This is a genomic window from Isoptericola sp. NPDC057391, from assembly GCF_042668085.1.
Lineage (GTDB): Bacteria > Actinomycetota > Actinomycetes > Actinomycetales > Cellulomonadaceae > Isoptericola.
Window position 1 is genome coordinate 1 of record NZ_JBHVBO010000042.1, and the last position, 24108, is coordinate 24108.

The window sequence follows — 24108 nt, forward strand, 5'->3', positions numbered from 1 at the left end:
GCAGCACGCCGCCCCCGACGGCCCGATCGGCGGGTACTCCCCGCCGCCGCGGGGCCGACTGGCGCAAGCGCGCAGAGATTGCGGTGCTCACCGGCCCCGCGATCATCGTCTTCCTGACGTTCGTCATCGTGCCGGTGGTGATGGCGGCGTACTACGGGTTCTTCCGCTGGAAGGGCTTCGGCCCGCCCACGGACTTCGCCGGCCTCCAGAACTACGTGTCGATCCTGACGGATCCCACCTTCCACGACGCCGTCCGGCACAACTTCACCATCGTGGTCCTCTCCCTGGTCATCCAGGGACCGGTGGCGATCCTGTTCGCCCTGCTGATGAACCAGAAGATCCGCGGGCGCTCCGTCATCCGCGTGCTGATCTTCGTGCCCTACGTGATCTCCGAGGTCATCGTCGGGACCGGCTGGGCGCTGATGATGTCGGACACCGGCGCCTTCAACACGCTCCTGGCCAAGATCGGCCTGGGAAACCTCGAGCAGAGCTGGCTCGCCGATCCGAACATCGCCATGTGGACGCTGATGCTGATCCTCACGTGGAAGTACGTGGGCTTCGCGGTGATCCTCATGCTCGCCGGCCTGCAGGGCATCCCGGAGGAGCTGTACGAGGCCGCGGCCATCGACGGCGCGTCGTTCTGGCAGCAGCAGTTCCGGATCACGCTCCCGCTCCTCGGCCCGACGATCCGCATCTGGGCGTTCCTGTCGATCATCGGGGCGCTGCAGCTGTTCGACCTGGTCAACATCATCTGGGGCCAGTACGTGGCGGCGACCGCGGGCACCTCGACGATGGCGACCTACATGTATCTCAACGGTCATCTCGCGGGGAACTACGGCTTCGGCAGCGCGGTCGCCGTGGTGCTGTTCCTGATCTCGCTGGCCGTCGCGCTGGTCTACCAGCGCCTCGTCCTGCGGCGGGACACCGAGGGTGCGCTGACCGGCGCCTCCGGGCGGAAGGGGAGGAAGAAGTGAGCACCTCGACCGCTCCCGTCGCGGAGCAGCGGACGGAGCAGTACGTGTTGCGCCCCACCCGGAAGCTCGCGTGGGGAAGCCCGGTGACCTACCTGATCGCCGTCGTGCTGATCGCGGCGTGCCTGGGCCCCGTCATGTACATCGTCATCGGCGGCTTCCGGACCAACTCCCAGATCACCCAGGACCCGTCCGGGCTGCCGTCGCCGTGGGTCTTCACCAACTACGCGGACGTCCTGACGAGCGGCGACTTCTGGGTCGCCATGGGGAACTCGACGATCGCCGCCGTGGCCACGACGGTCGGCACGGTCGTCCTGGGCATGATGGCGTCGTTCGTCATCGCCCGGTACGACTTCGGCGGCAAGGGTGTCATGTACTCCCTGTTCGCCGCCGGGCTGATGTTCCCCATGACCGTGGCGATCACGCCGCTGTACCTGATGGTGCGCACGCTCGGTCTGACGAACTCGCTGGCGGGGATCATCCTGCCGCAGGTGGCGTTCGCGCTTCCCGTGACCGTGATCATCCTCGTGCCGTTCCTGCGGGCGATCCCGGCCGAGATCGAGGAGGCAGCCAGCATCGACGGCGCCAGCCGCCTGGGCTTCTTCTGGCGCATGGTGCTCCCGCTGTCGATGCCGGGCGTGATCACCGTCGGGATCCTCGCCTTCATCAACTCCTGGAACAACTACATGCTGCCGCTGTTCATCCTCAGCGACCCAGGCACCTTCACCCTGCCGCTGGGCGTCGCCAACTTCGCGTCGCAGTACTCGGTGGACACCGCTCGGGTCCTGGCGTTCACGTCGTTGTCGATGATCCCGGCACTCATCTTCTTCTCGCTGTTCGAGAAGCGGATCGTCGGCGGCCTGACCGGCGCGGTCAAGGGCTGACCTCCATCGGGAGGACGACGGCCCAGCCGACGCCGTCGTCCTCCCCGCCATCTCGCGTCATCTCGCGTCATCCCCGTCGTTCCCGTCTTCCCGGGACGGGACGGCCGCCGGGGAGAGAACCCCACCACCTGTGTCCGTTGAAGGAGACCGCTCGTGAACCACGCCCGCTCGTCCAGCGCCCCAGGTGGCCCGGCCGGCCCGCCGGAGCTGCCCGTGGTGTCCGAGCGCGTCCGCGCTCTGCACGCCCGCATGACCCTCGAGGAGAAGCTCGCGCAGCTGGTCGGGTACTGGCTCGACAAGGGCGGCGACGTCGTCGCGCCCATGCAGGGCGAGATGGCGGCCGGCGACGGCGGCCGCCTCGAGGAGGTCACCCGGCACGGCATCGGCCACTACACCCGCGTGTACGGCACGCGGCCCGTGGACCCCGCCGAGCGGGCGGCCTGGCTGTGGGCGGAGCAGCGGCGGCTGCGTCGTGAGACGCGGCTCGGCATCCCCGCGCTCGTGCACGAGGAGTGCCTCACCGGGCTGTCCGCGTGGAAGGCGGCGACGTTCCCGACGCCGCTCGCCTGGGGCGCGTCGTTCGACCCGGACCTCGTGGCCGAGATGGGCGGCGTCATCGGGGCGTCCATGCGCGAGCTCGGCGTCCACCAGGGCCTCGCGCCCGTGCTGGACGTCGTGCGCGACCCGCGCTGGGGCCGCGTCGACGAGTGCATCGGCGAGGACCCGTACCTCGTCGGCACCGTCGGCACGGCCTACGTGCGCGGCCTGCAGGACGCGGGCGTGCACGCGACGCTCAAGCACTTCGCCGGGTACTCGGCGTCGCGCGCCGGGCGCAACCACGCGCCCGTGTCGGCGGGGCCGCGCGAGATGGCCGACGTCTTCCTCCCGCCGTTCGAGATGGCGGTGCGCGACGGCGGGGTGCGGTCCGTCATGGCCACCTACGTGGACGTGGACGGCGAGCCGATGCACGCCAGCGCGGAGTACCTCACGAGGATCCTGCGCGACGAGTGGGGCTTCGACGGCACCGTCGTCGCGGACTACTTCGGCGTCGCGTTCCTCGAGGTGATGCACCGCGTGGCCGCCGACCGCGGCGAGGCGGCCGCGCAGGCGCTCGAGGCCGGCCTCGACATCGAGCTGCCGTCCGGCGACGCGTACCTCGAGCCCCTCGCCGACCTGGTCCGCGCGGGTCGCGTGGACGAGCGGTACGTGGACCGTGCGGTGCTGCGGGCCCTCGCGCAGAAGGAGGAGCTCGGGCTGCTCGACGACGACGCCTTCGCCGGCGAGCCGCCCGCGGTGGTCGACCTGGACTCGCCCGCCCACCGCGACGTGGCGCGCCGCCTGGCGGAGGAGTCGCTCGTGCTCCTCACCAACGACGGCGTGCTGCCGCTGGCGCGGTGGAGCGCCGCCCCGGCGCGCGTCGCCGTCGTCGGCCCCAACGCGCACCGCAGCGACGCGCTCATGGGCTGCTACTCGTTCGCCAACCACGTGCTGGCGCACCACCCGGAGGTGCCCAAGGGCTTCCACATCCCCACCGTGTTCGAGTCGCTGGGCGGCGCGTTCCGCACCGCCGGCCTGCCCCAGCCCGAGCTGGTGCACGCCGCGGGCTGCGACGTCGAGGGCGAGGACACGTCCGGCTTCGCGGAGGCCGTCGCCGCCGCGTCGTCGGCCGACGTGGCCGTCGTCGTCGTGGGCGACCACGCGGGCCTGTTCGGCCGCGGCACCGTGGGCGAGGGCAACGACGCCGAGTCGCTGGAGCTGCCCGGGGTGCAGCGCGGGCTCGTCGAGGCCGTGCTCGCCACCGGCACCCCCGTCGTCATGGTGGTGCTCAGCGGCCGGCCCTACGCGATCGACTGGGCGCTCGACGTGGCCGGCGACTCCGACGACCGACGCCCCGGGGCCGTGCTCCAGGCGTTCTTCCCCGGCGAGGAGGGCGGCACCGCCATCGCGGAGGCGATCGCGGGAGCGGTGAACCCGTCGGGCCGGCTGCCGGTGTCGCTGCCGCGGTCGGCCGGGGCGCAGCCGTACTCGTACCTGCACCCCGTGCTGGGTGGGCCGTCCGACGTCACGTCCACCGACTCGACGCCGCTGCGGCCGTTCGGCTTCGGCCTGTCGTACACGACCTTCGCGTACACCGACCTGGCCGTCGACGACGAGGTCGCCGCGGGCGGCACGTTCGCCGCGGACGTCCGGGTGACCAACACCGGGACGGTCGCCGGGTCGGACGTCGTGCAGCTCTACGGGCGCGACGTGGTCGGGTCGGTGACCCGGCCGGTGGCGCAGCTGCTCGCGTACCGCCGCGTCGCCCTCGAGCCAGGGGAGTCCGTCGTCGTGTCGTTCGCGGTGCCGACGACCCGGCTCGCGTTCGCCGACCGCCGTCTGGTGCGCGTCGTCGAGCCGGGCGACGTCGAGGTGTGGGTGGGGTCCCACGTGGCCGCCACGCCCGACGCCGAGGACGAGGACGTCCAGCACGCCACCGGTGGAGCCATCACCAGCGCCCGGCGCTCGGAGAAGCGCGACCTGCCCGGGACGGCGACGCCGCGCGCGACGCTCGTCGTCACCGGCGACACCTACGAGGTGACCGTCGCCGATCCGCGGGTGGTGACGTCGGTCGTGGCGTGAGCGGCGGGGCCGGGCCCGGGGGCGCCCCCTCGGGCTCGGCCCGTGCCTGCCCGTCAGACGGCGCTGCGCTCGTCGAGGGCGGCGAGCTCCGGCTCGGTGAGCCGGAGGCTCATCACCTCGGCGTTGGCCGCCGCCTGGCGCGGGCTGGTCGCCACCGGGATGCACACCACCGTGTCGCCGTAGCGGGTGATCTCGCCCGCCTCAGCCGGGCCTTCTTCCGGTCGGCGACGCGGTACGCGGCGCTGGCGCACATGCGGGAGAAGTACCTCGACAAGCCGGCCGACCTCGAGCGCCTGGTGCTGGCCCCCGTGCGCGACCTCCTGCAGCGCGGCCTCGACGCGGGGGACCTCCGCGACGACGTCCCGCTCGACCTGCACGTCGAGGTGCTCACCGGGCTCTACGAGAAGGTCATCCGGCTCGTCGTCGACGGGCGGCTCGGCGCCGAGCGGGCCAGCGCCCTGGTGACGAGCGTGTTCCTCCGTGGGGCGGGCGCCTCCGGCGGCTGACCGCGCGCCAGAATGGGGCATGGCCCGCGTGCTGCACGTCGTCCGGTCCGCCGTCGCCCCCGTGACGCGCACCCGCGCCTTCCGCGCGGTGGCTCCCGTTTTGCTGCCGCCCGTGGAGCGCGTGCTGGCCCGGCTCACGCGCGGGCGGTTCCAGCTCTCCGCGGTGCTGGTGCCATCGCTGGTGCTGCACACCACCGGCGCGCGGTCGGGCGAGCCGCGCGACACGTTCCTCATGTACACGCCCGTGGGCACCGGCCGCCTCGTCGTCGCGGGCACGTCGTTCGCGCGCGGCCGCCACCCCGCATGGACGTACAACCTGCTCGCGCACCCGGACGCGGCGGTGAGCATCCGCGGGCGGCGCTACCCCGTGCGGGCCGCGCTCGTCGACGACGACGCCGAGCGGGACGCGCTGTGGGCGCGCATCGAGGCGCAGTGGCCCGGGTACCGCGCCTACGAGCGGGAGTCCGGCCGGGTCGTGCGCCTGTTCGTGCTGGAGAGGCCGTAGGTTCGTCGCAGCCCGACGCCCGCCCGAGAGGACCCCATGCCCAGCGACGCCCCCGCCCGCACGATCCGGGTGACGCCCCGGTACCTGGAACGCGACGGCCGGCCGTGGTTCCCCGTGACCGGCGAGGTGCACTACTCCCGCATCCCGCGCGAGCGCTGGTCGGAGGTGCTGGGGCACGCGCGCGCCGGCGGCCTCGACTCCGTGGCGACGTACGTCTTCTGGCAGGCGCACGAGCCCGCGCCGGGCGACTTCCGCTGGGACGGCGACCTCGACCTGCGGGCCTTCGTCGAGACGGCCGGGCGGCACGGGCTCGACGTCGTCGTGCGGCTCGGACCGTGGGCGCACGGCGAGGCGCGGTACGGCGGCTTCCCCGACTGGCTCGTGGAGCGTGGGCTGCGGACGCGGACGAACGACCCCGAGTACCTCCGGCTGGTGCGCGCGTTCTACGCGCAGACGATCGCGCAGCTTTCCGGTCTCGCGCACGCCGAGGGCGGCCCCGTCGTGGGTGCGCAGCTGGACAACGAGCTGTACGACCAGCCCGACCACCTGGCGACCCTGCGGGACCTCGCCGAGGAGCTGGGCCTGCGGGTGCCGGTCTGGACCGCGACAGGCTGGGGCGGCGCCCAGGTGCCGCCCACGCTCCTGCCGGTGTACAGCGCGTACGCCGACGGGTTCTGGGAGGACTCCGACACCGAGTGGCCGGCGTTCTCGCCCGTGCACTTCCGGTACAGCACCGTGCGCGACGACCTCGGCGTCGGCGCGGACCTGCGCGAGGCGCTGGACGGCATCACGCTCGACGACGGGGCCGGGCCGGGCGCCGCGGACGACGACCACCCGTACGTGACGTGCGAGCTCGGCGGAGGGATGCACGTCGCCTACCACCGGCGACCGCTCGTCACGCCCGACGACGTGGCCGCGCTCGCGCTGGCGAAGATCGGCAGCGGCTCGGTCTGGCAGGGGTACTACATGTACGCGGGCGGCACCCAGCGCGTCGGCCCGCACGGCACCGAGCAGGAGTCGCACGCCACCGGGTACCCCAACGACGTGCCCACCCGTACCTACGACTTCGGCGCCCCCGTCGGCGAGCACGGCCAGGTGCGGCGCCACCACCACCTGCTGCGCCGCCAGCACCTGTGGCTCCGGGCCGACGGGGCGGCGCTCGCGGCCATGACGACGACCGTGGGTGGCGGCAGCGACGACCCCGCCGAGCTGCGCTGGTCGGTGCGGTCGGACGGCCGGCGCGGGTACGTCTTCGTCACCACCTACCAGCCCGCCCGCAGCCCGCTGCCGCCGCAGCCCGGCGTCCGGGTCGCCGTCGAGCTCGACGACGCGACCGTCGCCGTGCCCACCCGTCCGGTGGACCTGCCCGCGGGCGTCTCCGTCGCGTGGCCGGTGCGGTACCCGCTGGGCGAGGGCCTCGTGCTGCGCAGCGCGACGGCGCAGGTGCTCACGCGGATCGACGTCGGGCCGGACGGGCGCGGCGCCGGGCGGGACCTCGTCGTCCTGGTCGCGACCGAGGGCGTGCCGGTGGAGCTGGTGGTCGAGGGGGACGGCGAGGTCTCGGCAGCCGGTCCGGTGGCGTCGCGGGGCGACGACGGCGCGACGGTCCTGGACCTGGTCGGCGGGCCGGGGCCCGACACGGTGATCTCGGTGCGCGGGCCGTCCGGCGGGGTCGACGTGCTGGTGCTCGACGAGGCGACGGCCGACCGGCTCTACCGCCTCGACGTCGGCGGCCGCGAGCGGCTGGTGCTCTCCGACACCCCGGTGCACGCGCACGACGGCGCGCTCGTCGTGCACACGGAGCACCCGACGGTGACGGTGTCCGTGCTGCCCGCCCCGGAGTCGCTCGCCGTGGCGGAGGGCACCGACGCCGAGGGGGCCGCCGTCGCGCCCGGAGCCGACGGCACGCTCTGGCGCTCGTGGACGCTGTCCGTCCCCGCCGCCGGGCGTCGCCGCGTCGCGACCGACCTGCGCCCGCACGCGCCGGCCCCGCCGGAGCCGGCCTGCGGCGGACCGATGGGCCGGCTCAGCGCCCCGACCGACTGGTCCGGCGCCGTCCGCGTGCGCCTGGACGTGCCCGCCGACGCGCTCGCCGGCGTCGACCGGGCGCTGCTGCGCGTCGCGTGGACCGGCGACGTGGGCCGCGCCGTCGTGCACCGCGCCGCCGACACCGTCGTCGTCGGCGACCACTTCTGGCACGGCCGCGACTGGGACCTCGACCTCACGCCCTGGCGCGACGACGTCGCCCGCGACGGGCTGACGCTCGAGCTGCTGCCGTGGCGCGCCGCGACCGGGGTCTGGGTGGACCCGTCGGTGCGCGACGTGCCCGACGGGATCGCCGTCGCCGCGGCCGACGTCGTGCGCGTGGCGCGGGTGGTCCTGACGCCGGGTGCCTAGGGTGGCCGCATGGCCGACGCGAACGACCCGTACGAGCTCGTGCCCGGTGCGCCCGACGTCGAGTCCTACGTGCGGCTGCGCCGCGACGCAGGGCTCAGCCCCAAGACGCCCGAGCAGGCGGGGTACGCCGTCGCGAACAGCTGGGCGTTCGTCCACGTGCGGCACCGACCGACCGGTGAGGCCGTCGCGATGGGGCGCGTGCTCGGCGACGGCGGCTGGTACTTCCACGTCGCCGACATGGCGACCCTGCCCGACCACCAGCGGCAGGGCCTGGGGCGGCGCGTGCTCGAGTGGCTGCTCGCCCAGATCGACGAGCGCGCGCCCGCGAACCCGTACGTCACGCTCATGGCGGACCCGCCCGGCCGGCCGCTGTACCGCAGCGTCGGGTTCGTCGAGTCCGCGCCGCACAGCCTGGGGATGGTCCTGGCCGACCGTCCCTGACGGGCCGGTCGGCCGCCGTCAGCGCCCGACCATGCTCATGCCGGCGTCGTTGTAGCGGTTCCCCCGCACCCCGACGCGGGCGGCGAGGGCGTCCAGGCCCGCCCGCTCGTCCGCCGACAGGGCGACGGCGGTGGCGGCCGCGTTCTCCTCGACCCGCTCGAGGCGACGGGTGCCGGGGATGGGCACGACCCACGTCTGCTGGGCGAGCAGCCACGCGAGCGCGACCTGGCCGGGCGTGGCGCCCTTCGCGTCGGCGAGCGCACGGACGTGGTCGACCAGGGCGAGGTTCGCGGCACGGTTCTCGGCGGTGAACCGGGGGATCGTGCGACGGATGTCCCCGTCCGCGAACGGCGTGCCGGGGTCGACCGTGCCCGTGAGGAACCCCTTGCCCAGCGGGCTGAACGGGACGAACCCGATGCCCAGCTCGGCGAGGGCGGGCAGCACCTCGGCCTCCGGGTCGCGGGTCCACAGGGAGTACTCGCTCTGCACGGCGGTCACGGGGTGCACTGCGTGGGCGCGCCGGATCGTCGCGGCGGACGCCTCCGAGAGTCCGAGGTGGCGCACCTTGCCCTCCGCGACCAGCTCGCCGACCGTGCCGGCGACGTCCTCGATCGGCACGTCGGGGTCCACGCGGTGCTGGTAGAACAGGTCGATCCGGTCGGTGCGCAGGCGCCGCAGGGAGGCGTCGGCGACGCGCCGGATCTGCTCGGGCCGGCTGTCCAGCCCGGCCATCCGGCCGCCGGAGATGTGCCACCCGAACTTGGTGGCGACCACGACCTGGTCGCGCACGGGCTCCAGGGCCTCACCGACGAGCTCCTCGTTGACGTACGGGCCGTACACCTCGGCGGTGTCGACGAAGGTGACGCCGCGGTCGACGGCGCCGCGCAGGACGCCGATCATGTCGTCGCGGCTGCCGGGGTTGGGGCCGTAGCTCTGGGACATGCCCATGGCGCCGAGGCCGATCGCGGAGACCTGCAGTCCCTGGCCGAGGGAGCGGGTGTGCATGGCGGTTCCTTCCGGTGAGTGGGCGGACGAACGGGTCAGGCCTCGGGGATCTCCTGCCCGAACGCCTCGAGCGTGACGTCGGCGGGCTCGGGGCCGCCGCGCAGGCCGGTGTCGAGGGCGTCGATCGCGGCGAGCTCGTCGGCCGACAGCTCGAACCCCGTGACGTCGAGGTTCTCCGCGATGCGGCTCGGCGTGACGGACTTGGGGATCGCCGACCGGCCCTGCTGCAGGTGCCAGCGCAGCATCACCTGGGCGGGCGTCGCGCCGTGCGTCTCGGCCAGGCGCACGATCGTCGGGTCCTCCAGGGTGCTGCGCCGGTCCTCGCCGCCCCAGCCCGGGTAGAACGTGATGCCCCCGATGGGCGACCACGCCTGGGTGAGGATGCCGTGCTGCGCGTCGGCCGCGAGGACGTCGGGCTGGCGGAAGTACGGGTGCACCTCGACCTGGTTGACGGCGGGCACGACGGACGTCTCCGCGAGGAGGCGGTCCAGGTGGTCGGGCATGAAGTTGCTGACGCCGATCGCGCGGACCTTGCCGTCGGCCAGGAGCTGCTCGAGAGCCTGGTAGGCCCCGACCGTGAGGTCGAACCGCGTCGGCAGGGGCTGGTGCAGGATCAGCAGGTCGATCGTGTCGACGCCGAGCTTGCCGGCGGACTTGTCGAACGCGCGCAGCGTGGCGTCGTGCCCGTAGTCGTTGATCCAGACCTTCGTCTCGAGGAAGACGTCGTCGCGCGCGACCCCGGAGCGGCGGACGGCCTCGCCGACCTCGCGCTCGTTGCCGTACGCGGCGGCGGTGTCGATGTGCCGGTAGCCGACGCGCAGCGCCTCGGCGGTCGCCGCGACGGTCTCGTCCGGCGGGGTCTGGAAGACGCCGTACCCGAGGGCGGGCATCGCGACGCCGTTGTTCAGGCTCAGGGTGGGGATGGTGGTCATGCCGTCCACGCTAGGAACGGACGGACGGCCGCGGGAGGCCCTGCTGGTACCCCGCTCGTCGGTACCCCGGTCGCCGTCCGGGCCGCTGGCCCGGCGGGAATCCCGGATCCTGCCTAGGGTCCGAGGCATGGCATCCGCAGGAGCCCCCACCGTCTGTGTCGTGGCCCCCGAACCTCTGCTCACGATCGAGATCGAGACCGACCGCGTCCGGGACGCGCCGGAGATCCACGTGCACCCCGGCGGCCAGGGGCTCTGGGTCGCGACGATGGCCGGGTCCCTCGGGGCGGAGGTCGTCGTGTGCGGACCGTTCGGGGGCGAGACGGGCGAGATCACCGCCCACCTGGCGCGCAGCCGCGGCCTCGAGCTGCGGGCCACCGCCCAGGGTGGAGGCGGGACCCTGCTGCGCGACCGACGCAACGGCGGCGACCCCGACCTCGTCGCGATGCCGTCGACGAGGCTCGACCGGCACGCGCTGGACGACCTCTACGGCACGGCCCTCGTGGCGGCCCTCGCTGCCGACGTGTGCGTGCTGACCGGTGTCCAGCACGACATCGGGCTGCCGGGGGACTACCTCGCCCGCCTCGCCCGGGACGTCGCCGCGTCCGGGACGCCGGTCGTCGCGGACCTGAACGGCGAGCTCGCCACCGCCGTGGGCAAGGAGGCGATCGCGGTGCTCAAGATGAGCGACGAGGAGATGGTCGACTCCGACCTCGCCGCCGACGACTCGGTGGAGGCCCTCCGCCGCGCGGCGGAGGGCTGGATCGACGCGGGCCTGGGTGCCCTCGTCGTCTCCCGGGCGCACGAGCCGGCGCTCGTCGTGACGGGGGAGGGCACGTCGACCGTCGCGACGCCGTCCGTGTCGACCGTCGACCATCGTGGCGCCGGCGACTCGATGACGGCCGGCATCGCGGTGGGGGTCGCGCGCGGGCTGCCGGTCGCCGACGCCGTGCGGCTCGGTGCCGCGGCCGGCGCCCTCAACGTGGCGCGGCACGGCCTGGGCACCGGCCGGCGCGACGAGATCGAGAGCTTCGCCACGAGGGTGACGGTCGCAGCCCTGGGCTGAGGCACCCGGCCTCGCGCGCGGCGGCGGGCGGGGCGCGGGCGGCCGGGACGGACCGACGGATCGGCAGACGGGAGCAGACGATGCTGGCGCTGGTGACGAACGACGACGGGATCGACTCCCCGGGCCTCGGGGTGCTCGCCCGGTGTGCCGTCGAGCGAGGGCTCGACGTGATCGTCGCCGCCCCGCGGGAGGAGTCGTCCGGCGCCTCGGCGGCCCTGCACGGAGCCGAGCAGGACGGTCGCCTCGTCGTGGAACCGCACCAGGCCCCCGGGCTCCCCGACGGGGTGACGTCGCTGGCCGTGGCGGCCGACCCCGCGCTCATCGCCTTCGTCGCCGCGTACGGCGCGTTCGGCCCCGTCCCCGACGTCGTGCTCTCCGGGGTCAACCGCGGGCCCAACATCGGCAACGCCGTCCTGCACTCGGGCACCGTGGGCGCGGCCCTGTCCGCGACGTCGCTCGGCATGCGGTCGCTCGCGGTCTCGCTGGACGCCGAGCAGCCGCGGCACTGGGACACGGCGGAGCGGGTGGTCGACCACGTGCTCGGCTGGGTGCTCGGAACCCTGCCCGGCCGCCGGACGCTCAACCTCAACGTGCCGGACGTGCCGCCCGACGAGCTGCGCGGGCTGCGGCAGGCGCCGCTCGCCACGTTCGGGGCGGCGCACGCCCGGGTGGCGCAGGGGGAGGACGACACCGCGCTCGTGGTGCGGTACGAGGGCACGGAGCGGTCCACGGAGCCGGAGTCCGACGCGGGCCTGCTCGCGCAGGGGTGGGCGACGGCGTCGCTGCTGCTCGCGCCGTACGCGGACGCGTCGGTGGAGCTGCCGGGGTTCGAGGGCGGGTTCCCAGCAGCGTGACCGTCCGGGCGGCGGGCTCGGGCGTGCCAGGTCATGCCAGTACCTCCCGGCCCCGAGGGCTTCGACGTACGGTCGAGGGCATGGACCTGAAGGCGGAGACGCGCGAGTTCCTGGCCACCCGCCGGGCGCGGATCACCCCCGACAAGGCCGGCCTGCCCGCGTACGGCGGCAACCGGCGCGTGCCGGGGCTGCGGCGCGAGGAGGTGGCGATGCTCGCGGGCGTGAGCGTCGACTACTACACGCGGCTGGAGCGCGGGAATCTCGGCGGCGTCTCGGAGGAGGTGCTCGAGGCGCTCGCGGAGGCGCTGCAGCTCGACGAGGCCGAGCGGCTGCACCTGTTCGACCTCGCACGGGCCGCGAACGCGTCCGGCGCGGCCCGGTCGCGGGCGCGCCGCACCCCGCCCGGAACGGTGCGCCCCGCGGTGCAGCGGATCCTCGACGCGATGGGCGACGCCCCCGCCGTCGTCCGCAACGGCCGCCTCGACGTGCTCGGCACGAACCTCCTGGGCCGCGCCCTGTACGCGCCGCTGTACGACTCGCCGGAGCAGGTGGCGGGCAAGCCGGTCAACAGCGCCCGCTTCCACTTCCTCGACCCCGACCGCGCCGCGGCGTTCTTCGGCGACCAGTCGCCGCGGGTGGCGCACGACGCCGTCGCCATCCTGCGCGCGGAGGCAGGACGGGACCCGTACGACAAGGCGCTCACCGCCCTGGTGGGCGAGCTGTCCACCCGCAGCGAGGACTTCCGCCGGCTCTGGGCGTCGCACGACGTGCGGCTGCACCGGACGGGGACGAAGGAGTTCCACCACCCCGCGGTCGGGCGGCTCGAGCTCGACTACGAGGCGCTCGTGCTGCCCGCCGACCCGGGGCTGCAGATGAACGTCTACACCGCGCAGCCCGGCTCGCCGTCCGCGGACGGGCTCACGCTGCTCGCGTCGTGGGCGGCGACCATGCTCGCAGCGCCCGCCTCGGGCGCCTCCACCCGCGAAGGAGCCACCGACCGATGAAGAAGCTTCCCCGCCCCGCGACCACGAAGAACCCGCCGGAGCAGTTCACCGGCGACGTGTGGCTCGACCCGATCGCCACGCCGCAGGAGGGCGACCAGCGGATGGTGGTGGCGCTCGTGCGATTCGCGCCCGCGGCGCGCACGGCCTGGCACTCGCACGCCCGCGGGCAGACGCTGCACGTCGTGTCGGGCGTGGCGCTGGTCGGCACGCGCGACGGCGTCGTCGCCGAGGTCCGGCCCGGCGAGACGGTCTACTGCCCGCCGGGGGAGGAGCACTGGCACGGGGCGTCGCCGGACGACTTCATGGAGCACCTGGCGATGCTGGAGAACGCCGACGAGCCCGGGGCGACCACCACGTGGCTCGAGCACGTCACGGACGAGGAGTACGCCCGCGCGCCGTGGCTCGACGTCTGAGGGCGGGAAGCCGGGCGCGGCGCAGCGCGGCCGCGGTGGCCACCACGGTCGTGACGGCTACCGCCAGGCTCACGACCAGCGTCGGGACCACCGGGGCGGCGCCGAACGGCAGCCGGTAGACGGGCCATCGCGGCCCGAGGAACACGAGCAGCGTCAGGGCGTCGAGCACGACCGCCGTCGCGACGACGACGAGAGCGGCGCACGCGACGGCGGCGACCGCCCACCCCCACCTCGCCCGCGACGGGCCGGGCGGGGCGTCGAGCAGTGCCTCGTCGAGCGGTGTCCCGCCGAGGGGCGGATCGTCGAGGGGCGGATCGTCGAGGGGCGGATCGTCGCCCCGCGGCGCGGTCGACTCTGTGGTTGTCACCGGCTCCCCCTGCCGTACCGCGGACGGTCGCGCCGCCCTGTGCGCGGCGCGCGTCAGCCCGACACGAACATCGCGGGGACGGCCCGCAACGGCGGACCGCCCCCGCGACGTCCTCGGACGACCGAGGTCAGTCGTTGGCCTGCTTGGCCTTGTCGGCGAGGGTGTCGACGTGCTTGTCGACCGAGTCGGGTGCGACGGACTTGATGGTGTCCGCGACCTGGTCGATGCGCTCGTCGGTCAGTGCTTCCTTCGCCTTGTCGACCAGCCCGCTGAGCAGGCCGTCGTTCTCCGGCTTCTCGGTCATGTCCGTCCCCCCTGGGCGTGGCCGTGTGACGTGTCGCACACGGCTCCTCAGAATAAGAACACTGTCTCAATCGGGGTGCAACCGCGGACGGACGACCGTCACCGGGCGGGCTCGCCCTCCTCGTCGGGGGCGTCGTCGTGCTCGTGCCCCGGGTCGGACGGCGCGCCCGTCGCGTCGTCGGACTCCACGACGCGCGACGACTCGCCCTCCTCGCCCACCGGCGGGATGCCGCGCTCGTCCGGCGCGTAGAAGCGGCCGCTGTAGCGCGGGTGCAGGAAGTTCTCGGTGGTGAGGATCTTGTCGACCTCCTCGGCGGTGAGCAGGCCGCGGGCGACGACGACGTCGCGCACCGACGCCCCGGTCAGGGCGGCCTCCTTGCCCACGAGGTCGCCGTTGTGGTGGCCGATCACCTCGTTGAGGTAGGTGACGATGCCGATGGAACCGAGCACGTGCTGCCGCATGACCTCGGCGTTGGCGGTGATCCCGACGACGCACTTGGTGCGCAGCGCGTCGCACGCGTTGGTGAGCAGCCGGATCGACTCGAACATCGACTCCGCCAGCACCGGCTCCATGACGTTGAGCTGGAGCTGCCCGGCCTCGGCGGCGTGCGTGATGGTGACGTCGTTGCCCATGACCTTGAAGCACACCTGGTTGACCACCTCGGGGATCACCGGGTTCACCTTGGCGGGCATGATCGACGAGCCGGCCTGCAGCTCGGGCAGGTTGATCTCGTTGAGGCCAGCGCGCGGCCCCGAGGACAGCAGGCGCAGGTCGTTGCAGATCTTCGACAGCTTGGCCGCGAGCCGCTTCACCGCGGAGTGCACGGCCAGGTAGGCGCCGTTGTCGTAGGTGGCCTCGACGAGGTTCTCCGCCGGCACGGTGCCGAGCCCGCTGACCTCCGCGAGCCGGCGGGCCGCGACCTTCGGGTACCCGGGCGGGGTGTTGAGGCCGGTGCCGATCGCCGTCGCGCCCAGGTTGACCTCGAGCAGCAGGTCGGCCGCGTTCCGCAGGCGCTTGACCTCCTCCGCGACGTTGACGGAGAAGCCCGCGAACTCCTGCCCGAGGCTCATGGGCACCGCGTCCTGCAGCTGCGTGCGGCCCATCTTCGTCAGGTCCGCGAACTCCGACGCCTTCTCGTCCAGTGCCCGTGACAGGCGGCGCACGGCGACGACCAGCGCGTCGACGAGGGCGTGCACGGCCAGGCGGAAGCCCGTGGGGTAGGCGTCGTTGGTCGACTGGGACTTGTTGACGTGGTCGTTCGGGTTGATGACGTCGTAACGGCCCTTGGGGAAGCCGGAGAGCTCGAGCGCGAGGTTGGCGATCACCTCGTTGGTGTTCATGTTGACGCTGGTGCCCGCGCCGCCCTGGAACACGTCGATGGGGAACTGGTCGAGGCAGCGCCCCTTGACCAGCACCTCGTCGCACGCGCCGATGATGGCGTCCGCGACGTCCCGCTGGATGGCGCGCAGCTCCCGGTTCGCGAGCGCCGCCGCCTTCTTCACCATCACCATGCCGCGGATCATCTCCGGCACGTCGTTGATGGTCGTCCCGGAGATGGGGAAGTTCTCGATCGCCCGGACGGTGTGGATCCCGTAGTACGCCTGCGCAGGGACCTCCTTCGGTCCGAGCAGGTCTTCCTCGACGCGCACGTCAGCCGTGGGTTCAGCCATGAGGCAGACGGTAGCAACGGCGGCACTCGCACGGCTCGCCAGCGCGATCCGGCCCGCGCACAGTGGAGGTGAACCGGACCAGCACGGGAGGCACCATGACCCACCAGATCGGCTACCTCGTCGGCAGCCTCGCCACAGGATCCATCAACCGCACGCTGTCGAAGGCGCTCATCCGGCTGGCGCCCCTGGACCTCGAGTTCACCGAGATCCCCATCGGGAACCTGCCGCTCTACAGCTGGGACTACGACGCCGACTACCCGCCGGAGGGGCGCAGCTTCAAGCAGGCGATCGAGGCGTCCGACGGGCTGCTGATCGTCTCCCCGGAGTACAACCGGTCGATCCCCGGCGCCCTGAAGAACGCGATCGACTGGGGCTCGCGGCCCTGGGGGCAGAACTCCTTCGCCCGCAAGCCCGTCGGCATCATCGGGGCGTCGCCGGGGGGCATCGGCACCGCCGTCATGCAGTCGTCCATGCGCGCCGTGCTGAGCTTCCTCGACGCGCCGCAGCTGAACGCCCCCGAGGCGTACATCACCTACGTCGCCGACGACTTCGGCCCCGACGGCGAGGTGACCGACGAGAGCACGGCCGGCTTCCTGCGGCACTACATGGACGAGTACTGCGCGTTCGTGCAGCGCGTCCTCGCCGTCACCGCGCCCGGGCACATCGGCGACAGCGACCCGGCGTCGGCCAAGTAGGCGTCGGACGAGCTCGCCGGGCGCGGGGCTGAGCGTGAGAGGCTGACGTCGTGCGCGTGGACGTGTGGCTGTGGGCGGTGCGGCTCTTCAAGAGCCGGTCGTCGTCGGCCGCCCTGCTCCGGTCGGGGCGGGTGCGGGTGAACGGCACGGTGGCCAAGCCCTCGACGTCCGTCACGGTGGGCGACACGGTCACGTGGCGCGACCCGCTGCGCGACCGCAAGGTCGTCGTCGTCGAGCTGCTGCCCAAGCGCGTGGGCGCGCCGCTGGCGGTCAAGGCGTACCGCGACGAGAGCCCGCCCATGCCCACCCGCCAGGAGCGGGAGGCCGTCGGCGTCCGCGACCGTGGCGCCGGCCGCCCCACCAAGCGCGAGCGGCGCGAGATCGACCGGCTGCGCGGCGGCCGCCGCTGACCCGCGACCTGTCAGGACCACGTGCACCTCTTCATGCTCGTGGCCCTGACAACTCGGGGGCGGGGGGCCGGTAGCGTGCGGGACATGACCAGCACCACCGACCGCATCGCCGCGCTCCTGCGCGAGCACCCCGTCTGGGACGGGCACAACGACCTGCCGTGGGAGGCGCGCGACCAGGTCGCGTACGACTGGGCGCGGCTGGACGTCGAGGCCGGTACCGACGGCCGCACGCACACCGACGTGCCGCGGCTGCGCGCCGGGGGCGTGGGCGCGCAGTTCTGGTCGGTGTACGTGCCGTCCAACCTGCCCGGCAGCGCCGCCGTCACGGCGACGCTGGAGCAGGTCGACGCCGTGCGCCGCATGGTGGCGCGGTGGCCGGAGCACTTCCGCCTCGCGACGAGCGCCGACGACGTGGTGGCCGCCTGGGCGGAGGGCCGCATCGCGTCGCTCATGGGCGCGGAGGGCGGGCAGTCGATCGACTCGTCGATGGGCGCGCTGCGCATGCTGTACGAGCTGGGCGTGCGCTACATGACGCTCACGCACAACCACCACAACCCGTGGGCGGAGTCCGCGACGGACGAGCGGCCCGCGGACGGGCGCTTCGACCAGGGTGGTCTGACGCCGTTCGGGCGCGAGGTGGTGCGCGAGATGAACCGCCTCGGCATGCTCGTCGACCTCTCGCACGTCTCGGCGGGCACGATGCGCGCCGCCCTCGACGTCTCCGAGGCGCCGGTGATCTTCTCGCACAGCTCCGCGCGCGCCGTCTGCGACGTGCCGCGCAACGTGCCCGACGACGTCCTCGCGCGCCTCGCCGACAACGGCGGCGTGTGCATGGTGACGTTCGTGCCGAGCTTCGTCACCCCGGCCGTCGGCGAGTGGCGGGCGCAGGCCGGGGAGGCCGCGCGCGCCGCCGGGATCGCGCCGAACGACTACGCCGAGTTCGACCGGTTCTCCACCGCCTGGGCCGAGACGCACCCCAAGCCGCCGACGACGCTGGCCGACGTCGTCGCGCACGTCGAGCACGTCCGCGAGGTCGCGGGGCCGGCGCACGTCGGCCTCGGCGGGGACTACGACGGCGCGGGCGGGTTCGCCGACGAGCTGCGCGACGTCTCCGGCTACCCGGCCCTGCTGGCGGCGCTCGCCGACCGCGGCTGGTCGGACGCCGACCTGGCGGCCCTCGCGAGCGGCAACGTGCTGCGCGCGCTGCGCGGCGCGGAGGACGTCGCGGCTCGGCTGCGGACCGAGCGGGAGCCCAGCGTCGCGCGCCTCGCGGACCTCGACGGCGGCTCCTGACGGTTGCCCGCGACGGCTGCCCGGCCGAGGGTGCGCCGGCGGGCTAGCGTGAGCCCATGACCGGCACGCCCGTGCGGGTGTTCCTCGTCGACGACCACGAGGTGGTGCGCCGCGGCGTCGCCGACCTGCTCGGCATGGAGCCCGACCTCGAGGTCGTCGGCACCGCCGGGACGGCGGCGGAGGCCCTCGCGCGCGTCCCCGCCCTGCGGCCGGACGTCGTCGTCCTCGACGTCCGGCTGCCCGACGGCGACGGCGTCACCGTCTGCCGGGAGCTGCGCTCGCGCACCGACGTGGCGGTCCTCATGCTCACGTCGTTCGACGACGACCAGTCGCTGTTCGACGCGATCCTCGCCGGCGCGTCCGGGTACGTGCTCAAGCAGGTGCGCGGCACCGACCTGGTCGCGGGCATCCGGACGGTGGCGGCGGGCGGCTCCATGCTGGACCCCCGCGCCACGGGCCGCGTGATGGCGCGCCTGCGCGGGAAGACGGAGGCCGACGACCCGCTGGGCGACCTCACCCCTCAGGAGCGGCGCATCCTCGTGCTCGTGGGCGAGGGCCTGACGAACCGGCAGATCGGCGCCGAGCTGTTCGTGGCGGAGAAGACCGTGAAGAACTACGTGTCGAGCCTGCTGGCGAAGCTCGGCCTCGAGCGCCGGGTGCAGGCGGCGGTCCTCGTGGCGCGGCTCGATCAGCTCCGCCGGCCCGACGACCCCCAGGGGCCGGCGGCCCCCTGAGCCCCCGGGGCGCCCGGCTGCCCCGCGAGGGGTACCCGCCAGCGCAGGGCGGTGCCTCCCGCCCGGCCCGTCCGGACGTCGAACGAGCCGCCCAGCTCGTCCGCCCGGCGGGCGAGGTTCGCGAGGCCGCTGCGCGGCGCGTCCAGGGGGGTGCCGATGCCGTCGTCGACCACGGTCAGCACGAGGTCCCCGTCGGCGCGGAGACCGACCCGCACCCGTGTGGCGCGCGCGTGCCGGGCCGCGTTCGACAGGCTCTCCCGCAGCACGGCCACCAGGTGCGCCGCGACCGTGGACGGCACCTGGGCGTCGATCGGTCCCTCGAACCGGACGGTCGGGGCGAAGCCGAGCGCGTGGGTCGCGGCGTCGGCCTCGGCCAGGAGCAGCGAGCGCGTGCCGACGCGACGCGGGAGGTCGCCGCCCGGGTCGCGCAGCCCGCGGATGGTGGTGCGGATCAGGTCGATCGTCTCGTCGATCTGGTCGATCGCCGCCCCGACGCGGCCCGACGTCTCGCGCGTCTGCTCCGGGTCCAGCGGGCCGGTGGCCGCGAGGCGACGGTCCACGGCCTGCAGGGAGAGGCCGGTCGCGTACAGGCGCTGGACGGCGAGGTCGTGCAGGTCGCGCGCGATCCGGTCGCGGTCGCGCACGCCGGCGAGCCGGGCGGCGTCCGCGCGCCGCTCGGCGAGCTCGAGCGCGACCGCTGCCTGGTTCGCGAACGCCCCCAGCGCCTCGACGACGACGGTGGGGAACGGGTCGGCGCCGCGCAGCCGCCCGACCACGAGCACGCCGCGCGTCTGCCGCCCGCGGCCCACGAGGGGGAAGGCGGCGACGGGGCCGAGAGTGCCGTCCGGGTGCAGGGCCACGTCGGCGCGGTCGTCGGTGGTGGCGTCGGCGGTGACGACGGGCCGGCCGTCGACGAACGCCATCGCGCTGAACGAGCGCGGCGGCCGCAGCACCTGCCCGCGCAGGCTCTCGGCCCCGATCCCGACCGCCGAGCGGACGACCAGGGTGGGAAGCTCCCGGTCCCGGTCGTCGTCCGCGGGCACGGCGATCCCGGCCGTGTCGGCCGCGGACACGCTGATCGCCTCCGACGCGACCAGGTCGAGCACGCTGTCCGGGTCCTCGCCGGACAGCAGGCGCCGCGCGATCTCGTCGTCCGCCCGCAGCCACCGCTCCCGCAGCCGGGTCTCCTCGTAGAGGCGCGCGTTCTCGACAGCGAAGCTCGCGGCGGTCGCGAACCCCTCCAGGAGCCGCTGGTCGTCCTGGGTGAACTGCCCGCCGTCGCGCTTCTCGGTGAGATAGAGGTTGCCGAAAGGCTTCCCGTGCACCTGCAGCGGGACGCCGAGGAAGCTGCGCATCGGCGGGTGGTGCGGCGGGAACCCGACCGAGCGCGGGTCCGCGGCGATGTCGGGGAGGCGGAGCGGACGGGGGTCGCGGATGAGCTCGCCGAGGATCCCGTGCCCCGTCGGGTACGGGCCGACGGCGCGGATCTCCTCCTCGGACATGCCCACGGTGAGGAAGCGGGCGATGCGCCGGTCGTCCCCGAGCACGCCGAGGGCGGCGTAGCGGGCGTCGACGACCGTGGCGGCGGCCTGCACCACGCGGTGCAGCGTCGTCTCCAGCTCGAGGCCCCGGCCCACGGTCACGACGGCGTCCAGGAGGACGTCCATGTCCCGGTCCCGGCGACCCTCCCGCGGGCTCACGTCACCACGCTAGAAGCACCTCCGGATGCCCGCGCGTTGTCCCGGTCGTCCCGATCGGGACCTTCGGCCCGAGCGCCGGGGCGTTCGGCACTGCCGTGCGTCCCGGCGCGCGTGGCCCACTGGTGCGGTCGGAGGAGGACGTCATGGCGATCAGCAGCGTGGAGGGCCCGGTCCGGGACGTCGTCGTCGGTGTCGACGGTTCGGAGGGCGGCTATCACGCGATGGCGTGGGCGGCGGGCGAGGCCGCGCGCCTGGCGGCGCGGCTCGTCGTCGTGCACGCCTACGCCCAGCCGGTCGGCCTCGGGGCGGTGACGGCGCCCCGCGGGCCGGACCTGAGGGCCGAGGCGCAGGCGCTGGTCGCGCGGTCCCGGGCCAGGTTCGAGCGCACGGCCCCGGTGCGGACGCCCGGGGCGTCGCCAGGCGACGTCGAGTTCGTCGCCGTGCGCGGCGACGCCTGCGCCGTCCTCGTGCACCACGCCCGCAGCGGCGCCGTCGTCGTGGTGGGACGCCGGGGCGTGGGCACGTTCGACAGGGTCCCCATGGGCTCGATCTCGTCCGCCGTGGCGGCGCTGGCGCCCGGCACGGTGGTCGTCGTGCCGCGGGCCGCCCGCGCCCAGGAGCCGCGCCGCGTCGTCGTCGCGGTGGATCCTCGCGACGCCTCCGACCGTGTGCTCGAGGCGGGGTTCGACGAGGCCGACCGCGCCGGCGTGCCCCTGACGGCGGCGCACGCGGCCGACGGGGGGATGTTCGCCGGTGCCACGGACGGCGACCTGGGGTGGCTGGAACGGTTGCGCGCCGAGGCGCGGGCCGACCTCGAGGCCCGGGTGGCGCGGTGGGGGGAGAAGTACCCCGCCGTCGGGTGGACGGTCGAGACACGTGGCGGCGTCGCGCCGGGCGCGCTGCTCGCCGCGCTGCGGTCGGACGACCTGGTGGTGACCGGTGGCCGCGCCGCCTCGCTGCAGGTCGGCCGCGTGCGCGGCGGGCCCGACCGGATCGTGCGCCACGCGCCGTGCGCGGTGTCGGTGGTGCACGGCTAGCTGCCGCCGCGCGCCCCTCGACTCCCCCGGCGGGCCGCGGCGGCAGGGACCGTGCGGCACGGGGGAGTGCTGGTCTCAGGCGCTCAGCGAGCGCTGCGACCAGCTGGTCCCGAGGGCGCGCAGCACGTCGTGGGGGTCGCGCCGCGTCGCGTCCGTGTAGGCGCGCAGGGACATCACCGACGCCGTGAGCATGGTGGTGATCACCTCGCGCGCGAGCCGGGGGTCGGTGCTCGCCTCGTCGAGCAGCTCCTGCACGACGCGGGACCGGATGCCGAGGTCGGGTTCGGAGCACGCCGTGAGCAGGGCGATGGTCAGCGAGCCGGCGTCCGCGCCGGCGGTGCTCTCGCCAGCACCGGTGCTGTCAGTACCCATGGCGTCCCCCTCCGCGGCCCGACGGGTTCCGGTCTACCGCACGGGGCGACGTCGCGCACCCGGACAGGCTTGCGGCGCGCCGACGGCAGGCGCAAGGATGCGCGCGATGACCCCCTCGCCCGCGCCCCGCCGCCGTGCCGCTCCGCGCCCGCTGCCCGGTCCGCTCGGCGTCGCGGTCGGTGCCTGCCTGGCCGGCGCACTGCTGCTGGCGGGCCCCGCCGCCGTCGCCGACGAAGGGCTCACGGAGGAGTCGCACAGCCGGTACGTGCTGCGGGCGAAGGACACCGAGGTGCGGGCGACGACGACCACCACCATCGGCAACGTCACGCCCGACCGCGGGCTGACCTACTACTACTTCACGACCTACGCGATCGCCGTGCCGGCCGGGGCCGAGGACGTGCGCGCGACGAGCGGCGGCGCCGCCCTGCCGGTGCGGCTCGAGGCGACCGAGGACCCGAGCACCCGGTACGCCGTGGCGACGTTCGCGCCCCTGCGCTTCGGGCAGACCCGCACCATCGAGTGGAGCTTCGTCGTCCCGGGCGAGCCGGTGCGGTCGAAGGACTACACGCGGGTGGGCGAGGGCTTCGCGACGTTCGCGGCGTCGGGGGTGGGCGACGCCGGCCGGACGACGGTCGAGGTGGTGCTGCCGTCGTCGATGACGTTCGACGCGACGTCCGACGCGTTCACCCGGGAGCGGTCCGGCAAGACCACCACCTACACGGCCACCGAGAACACGGACAAGGACGGCATCTGGGCGGTCGTCTCGGCGCGCGACCCGAAGAAGGCGGACGAGAAGGTCGTCGAGGTGGGCGGCACGACGCTCACCCTCCAGAGCTTCCCGGGCGACGAGCGGTGGGCGGGGTTCGTCGCGAAGCGGCTGCAGCATGGCCTGCCCGTGCTGGAGGACCTCGTCGGGCGGCCGTGGCCGGGCGGGTTGGACACGATCCGCGAGGACGTGTCCCCGAAGGTGCTCGGCTACGCCTGGTTCGATGCCGACAACGACGAGATCGTCATCCCCGAGGACCTCGACACCGCGACGCTGTACCACGAGCTCACCCACGCCTGGCTGAACCCGGACCGCCTCACCGGGAGGTGGCTGTCCGAGGGGATGACGGAGGTGGTGGCGCAGCGCGCGGTCGACCGGACGGGGGCGACGAGCGACCCGTGGTCGACGCCGGACCGCCACGGCGACGACGCCGTGCCGCTGTCGGCGTGGGACGCCCGCCCCGGCGAGCTGGACGAGGGCGCCGAGCAGTACGGGTACGCGGCGTCGTACACGGTGGTGCAGAAGCTGCTGGGCGGGCTCGACGACGACGCGTTCACCGCGGTGGTGTCGGCGGCGCAGTCGGGGGAGAGCGCGTACGAGCGCGCGGGGTCGCGGGACCAGAACTGGGGGCGCACGGACTGGCGACGCTTCCTCGACCTCGTGGAGGAGCGGGGCGGCGTCTCCGGAGCCCCGAAGGTGCTGCGCACCTGGGTGCTCGACGCCGAGCAGAGGGCCGCGCTGAAGCCCCGGGCCGCCGCGCGCGAGGCCTACGCGGCCCTCGACGACGCCGACGGTGCCTGGTCGCCGCCGCTCGGGCTGCGCACGGCCATGACCGACTGGGAGTTCGGCGAGGCGAAGGACGTGCGGGCGGCGCTCGACGGCGCCGCGCAGGGTGCCGGCGAGGTGCAGGCCGCGGCGGCCGCCGCGGGCGTGGAGGTGCCGGAGTCCGTGCGCGCGGCGTACGAGGGGGCGGCGGACGCCGACGGGTACGCGGAGCTCGCGACCCTGCTGCCGCGGGCCGCCGAGGTGACGACGCGCGTCGGCGAGGCCGACCGCGCGGCCGGGGCCGACCGCGACCCGGTGACGGAGCTCGGGGCCGCGGTGCTCGGCGTCGACCGGGCGGCCGAGCGGGCGCGGGACGACCTCGCCGCGGGCGACCTGGACGC

The 24108-nt window shown here is 74.6% G+C and carries 24 protein-coding genes; 17 read left to right on the forward strand and 7 right to left on the reverse strand.

The genetic code is table 11. From position 1 onward, the window contains the following. The 7 genes from ACFUVW_RS08095 to ACFUVW_RS08125 form a co-directional block, all read left to right on the forward strand. Positions 1-974 (forward strand): carbohydrate ABC transporter permease (locus tag ACFUVW_RS08095; protein ID WP_430570816.1); only part of this gene is annotated, 974 nt, incomplete at its 5' end. Positions 975-1018: 44 nt separating this feature from the next. Next, complete coding sequence (locus tag ACFUVW_RS08100) at positions 1019-1855, forward strand: carbohydrate ABC transporter permease (protein WP_430570839.1); 837 nt, start codon at positions 1019-1021, stop codon at positions 1853-1855. A gap of 153 nt (positions 1856-2008) precedes the next feature. After that, positions 2009-4474: a beta-glucosidase gene (locus ACFUVW_RS08105; protein WP_430570817.1), complete on the forward strand. Its 2466-nt coding sequence runs from the start codon at positions 2009-2011 to the stop codon at positions 4472-4474. A gap of 251 nt (positions 4475-4725) precedes the next feature. Further along, positions 4726-4980 (forward strand): hypothetical protein, encoded by a 255-nt coding sequence (locus ACFUVW_RS08110; RefSeq protein WP_430570818.1) that lies wholly within the window; start codon positions 4726-4728, stop codon positions 4978-4980. Positions 4981-4999: 19 nt separating this feature from the next. Continuing rightward, complete coding sequence (locus tag ACFUVW_RS08115) at positions 5000-5485, forward strand: nitroreductase family deazaflavin-dependent oxidoreductase (protein ID WP_430570819.1); 486 nt, start codon at positions 5000-5002, stop codon at positions 5483-5485. 36 nt (positions 5486-5521) lie between these two features. Further along, entirely contained in the window at positions 5522-7882 is a 2361-nt protein-coding gene (locus ACFUVW_RS08120; RefSeq protein WP_430570820.1) for a beta-galactosidase, read from the forward strand. Between the two features lie 9 nt (positions 7883-7891). Then, the gene (locus tag ACFUVW_RS08125) at positions 7892-8323 is read left to right on the forward strand and encodes a GNAT family N-acetyltransferase (protein ID WP_430570821.1); all 432 of its coding nucleotides are present in this window, start codon (positions 7892-7894) and stop codon (positions 8321-8323) included. A gap of 18 nt (positions 8324-8341) precedes the next feature. On the opposite strand, the gene ACFUVW_RS08130 is transcribed toward ACFUVW_RS08125, so the two are convergent. After that, a complete protein-coding gene (locus ACFUVW_RS08130; RefSeq protein WP_430570822.1) occupies positions 8342-9328 on the reverse strand; it encodes an aldo/keto reductase in 987 nt (328 codons plus the stop codon). A 35-nt stretch (positions 9329-9363) separates the two neighbouring features. Beyond that, the gene (locus ACFUVW_RS08135) at positions 9364-10260 is read right to left on the reverse strand and encodes an aldo/keto reductase (RefSeq protein WP_430570823.1); all 897 of its coding nucleotides are present in this window, start codon (positions 10258-10260) and stop codon (positions 9364-9366) included. Between the two features lie 160 nt (positions 10261-10420). Here ACFUVW_RS08135 and ACFUVW_RS08140 point away from each other — a divergent pair, with 160 nt between their 5' ends. The 4 genes from ACFUVW_RS08140 (at position 10421) to ACFUVW_RS08155 (ending at position 13594) form a co-directional block, all read left to right on the forward strand. After that, on the forward strand, positions 10421-11323 hold the full coding sequence (locus ACFUVW_RS08140) for a PfkB family carbohydrate kinase (RefSeq protein WP_430570824.1): 903 nt from the start codon (positions 10421-10423) through the stop codon (positions 11321-11323). 92 nt (positions 11324-11415) lie between these two features. After that, positions 11416-12177: a 5'/3'-nucleotidase SurE gene (surE, locus tag ACFUVW_RS08145; RefSeq protein ID WP_430570825.1), complete on the forward strand. Its 762-nt coding sequence runs from the start codon at positions 11416-11418 to the stop codon at positions 12175-12177. A gap of 80 nt (positions 12178-12257) precedes the next feature. After that, on the forward strand, positions 12258-13181 hold the full coding sequence (locus ACFUVW_RS08150; protein WP_430570826.1) for a helix-turn-helix transcriptional regulator: 924 nt from the start codon (positions 12258-12260) through the stop codon (positions 13179-13181). Further along, positions 13178-13594, forward strand: coding sequence for a cupin domain-containing protein (locus ACFUVW_RS08155; protein WP_430570827.1), 417 nt, complete (start codon positions 13178-13180; stop codon positions 13592-13594). The genes ACFUVW_RS08150 and ACFUVW_RS08155 overlap by 4 nt, the downstream gene beginning before the upstream one ends. On the opposite strand, the gene ACFUVW_RS08160 is transcribed toward ACFUVW_RS08155, so the two are convergent. From ACFUVW_RS08160 to aspA, 3 genes are all read right to left on the reverse strand, one after another. Further along, the gene (locus ACFUVW_RS08160) at positions 13551-13961 is read right to left on the reverse strand and encodes a hypothetical protein (protein WP_430570828.1); all 411 of its coding nucleotides are present in this window, start codon (positions 13959-13961) and stop codon (positions 13551-13553) included. The genes ACFUVW_RS08155 and ACFUVW_RS08160 overlap by 44 nt on opposite strands. Before the next feature lie 127 nt (positions 13962-14088). Beyond that, entirely contained in the window at positions 14089-14265 is a 177-nt protein-coding gene (locus ACFUVW_RS08165; RefSeq protein ID WP_430570829.1) for a hypothetical protein, read from the reverse strand. Positions 14266-14363: 98 nt separating this feature from the next. Continuing rightward, complete coding sequence (gene aspA, locus ACFUVW_RS08170) at positions 14364-15935, reverse strand: aspartate ammonia-lyase (RefSeq protein ID WP_430570830.1); 1572 nt, start codon at positions 15933-15935, stop codon at positions 14364-14366. A gap of 95 nt (positions 15936-16030) precedes the next feature. Between aspA and ACFUVW_RS08175 the strand changes: the two genes are divergently transcribed. The 4 genes from ACFUVW_RS08175 (at position 16031) to ACFUVW_RS08190 (ending at position 19067) form a co-directional block, all read left to right on the forward strand. Beyond that, a complete protein-coding gene (locus tag ACFUVW_RS08175) occupies positions 16031-16630 on the forward strand; it encodes an NADPH-dependent FMN reductase (RefSeq protein ID WP_430570831.1) in 600 nt (199 codons plus the stop codon). 50 nt (positions 16631-16680) lie between these two features. Next, positions 16681-17040 carry an RNA-binding S4 domain-containing protein gene (locus tag ACFUVW_RS08180; RefSeq protein WP_430570832.1) on the forward strand — a complete coding sequence of 120 codons (360 nt, stop codon included), beginning with the start codon at positions 16681-16683 and terminating at the stop codon, positions 17038-17040. A gap of 84 nt (positions 17041-17124) precedes the next feature. Then, complete coding sequence (locus tag ACFUVW_RS08185; RefSeq protein WP_430570833.1) at positions 17125-18333, forward strand: dipeptidase; 1209 nt, start codon at positions 17125-17127, stop codon at positions 18331-18333. A 56-nt stretch (positions 18334-18389) separates the two neighbouring features. Beyond that, complete coding sequence (locus tag ACFUVW_RS08190; RefSeq protein WP_430570834.1) at positions 18390-19067, forward strand: response regulator; 678 nt, start codon at positions 18390-18392, stop codon at positions 19065-19067. Here ACFUVW_RS08190 and ACFUVW_RS08195 read toward each other — a convergent pair. Further along, complete coding sequence (locus tag ACFUVW_RS08195) at positions 19022-20767, reverse strand: GAF domain-containing protein (RefSeq protein WP_430570835.1); 1746 nt, start codon at positions 20765-20767, stop codon at positions 19022-19024. The genes ACFUVW_RS08190 and ACFUVW_RS08195 overlap by 46 nt on opposite strands. Positions 20768-20910: 143 nt before the next feature. Between ACFUVW_RS08195 and ACFUVW_RS08200 the strand changes: the two genes are divergently transcribed. Then, a complete protein-coding gene (locus ACFUVW_RS08200; RefSeq protein ID WP_430570836.1) occupies positions 20911-21804 on the forward strand; it encodes a universal stress protein in 894 nt (297 codons plus the stop codon). A 75-nt stretch (positions 21805-21879) separates the two neighbouring features. On the opposite strand, the gene ACFUVW_RS08205 is transcribed toward ACFUVW_RS08200, so the two are convergent. Continuing rightward, positions 21880-22176 carry a hypothetical protein gene (locus tag ACFUVW_RS08205; RefSeq protein WP_430570837.1) on the reverse strand — a complete coding sequence of 99 codons (297 nt, stop codon included), beginning with the start codon at positions 22174-22176 and terminating at the stop codon, positions 21880-21882. A gap of 106 nt (positions 22177-22282) precedes the next feature. On the opposite strand from ACFUVW_RS08205, the gene ACFUVW_RS08210 reads away from it, so the two are divergent. After that, positions 22283-24108, forward strand: a 1826-nt coding sequence (locus tag ACFUVW_RS08210) for a hypothetical protein (RefSeq protein WP_430570838.1), incomplete at its 3' end; no start/stop codon positions are given.

Bases quoted from the DNA above. Each gene is read 5' to 3' on its own strand.
- ACFUVW_RS08110 (WP_430570818.1), top strand. From the start codon at position 4,726: ATGCGGGAGAAGTACCTCGACAAGCCGGCCGACCTCGAGCGCCTGGTG.
- ACFUVW_RS08115 (WP_430570819.1), top strand. From the start codon at position 5,000: ATGGCCCGCGTGCTGCACGTCGTCCGGTCCGCCGTCGCCCCCGTGACG.
- ACFUVW_RS08120 (WP_430570820.1), top strand. From the start codon at position 5,522: ATGCCCAGCGACGCCCCCGCCCGCACGATCCGGGTGACGCCCCGGTAC.
- ACFUVW_RS08125 (WP_430570821.1), top strand. From the start codon at position 7,892: ATGGCCGACGCGAACGACCCGTACGAGCTCGTGCCCGGTGCGCCCGAC.
- ACFUVW_RS08130 (WP_430570822.1), bottom strand. From the start codon at position 9,328: ATGCACACCCGCTCCCTCGGCCAGGGACTGCAGGTCTCCGCGATCGGC.
- ACFUVW_RS08135 (WP_430570823.1), bottom strand. From the start codon at position 10,260: ATGACCACCATCCCCACCCTGAGCCTGAACAACGGCGTCGCGATGCCC.
- ACFUVW_RS08150 (WP_430570826.1), top strand. From the start codon at position 12,258: ATGGACCTGAAGGCGGAGACGCGCGAGTTCCTGGCCACCCGCCGGGCG.
- ACFUVW_RS08155 (WP_430570827.1), top strand. From the start codon at position 13,178: ATGAAGAAGCTTCCCCGCCCCGCGACCACGAAGAACCCGCCGGAGCAG.
- ACFUVW_RS08165 (WP_430570829.1), bottom strand. From the start codon at position 14,265: ATGACCGAGAAGCCGGAGAACGACGGCCTGCTCAGCGGGCTGGTCGAC.
- aspA (WP_430570830.1), bottom strand. From the start codon at position 15,935: ATGGCTGAACCCACGGCTGACGTGCGCGTCGAGGAAGACCTGCTCGGA.
- ACFUVW_RS08175 (WP_430570831.1), top strand. From the start codon at position 16,031: ATGACCCACCAGATCGGCTACCTCGTCGGCAGCCTCGCCACAGGATCC.
- ACFUVW_RS08185 (WP_430570833.1), top strand. From the start codon at position 17,125: ATGACCAGCACCACCGACCGCATCGCCGCGCTCCTGCGCGAGCACCCC.
- ACFUVW_RS08190 (WP_430570834.1), top strand. From the start codon at position 18,390: ATGACCGGCACGCCCGTGCGGGTGTTCCTCGTCGACGACCACGAGGTG.
- ACFUVW_RS08200 (WP_430570836.1), top strand. From the start codon at position 20,911: ATGGCGATCAGCAGCGTGGAGGGCCCGGTCCGGGACGTCGTCGTCGGT.
- ACFUVW_RS08205 (WP_430570837.1), bottom strand. From the start codon at position 22,176: ATGGGTACTGACAGCACCGGTGCTGGCGAGAGCACCGCCGGCGCGGAC.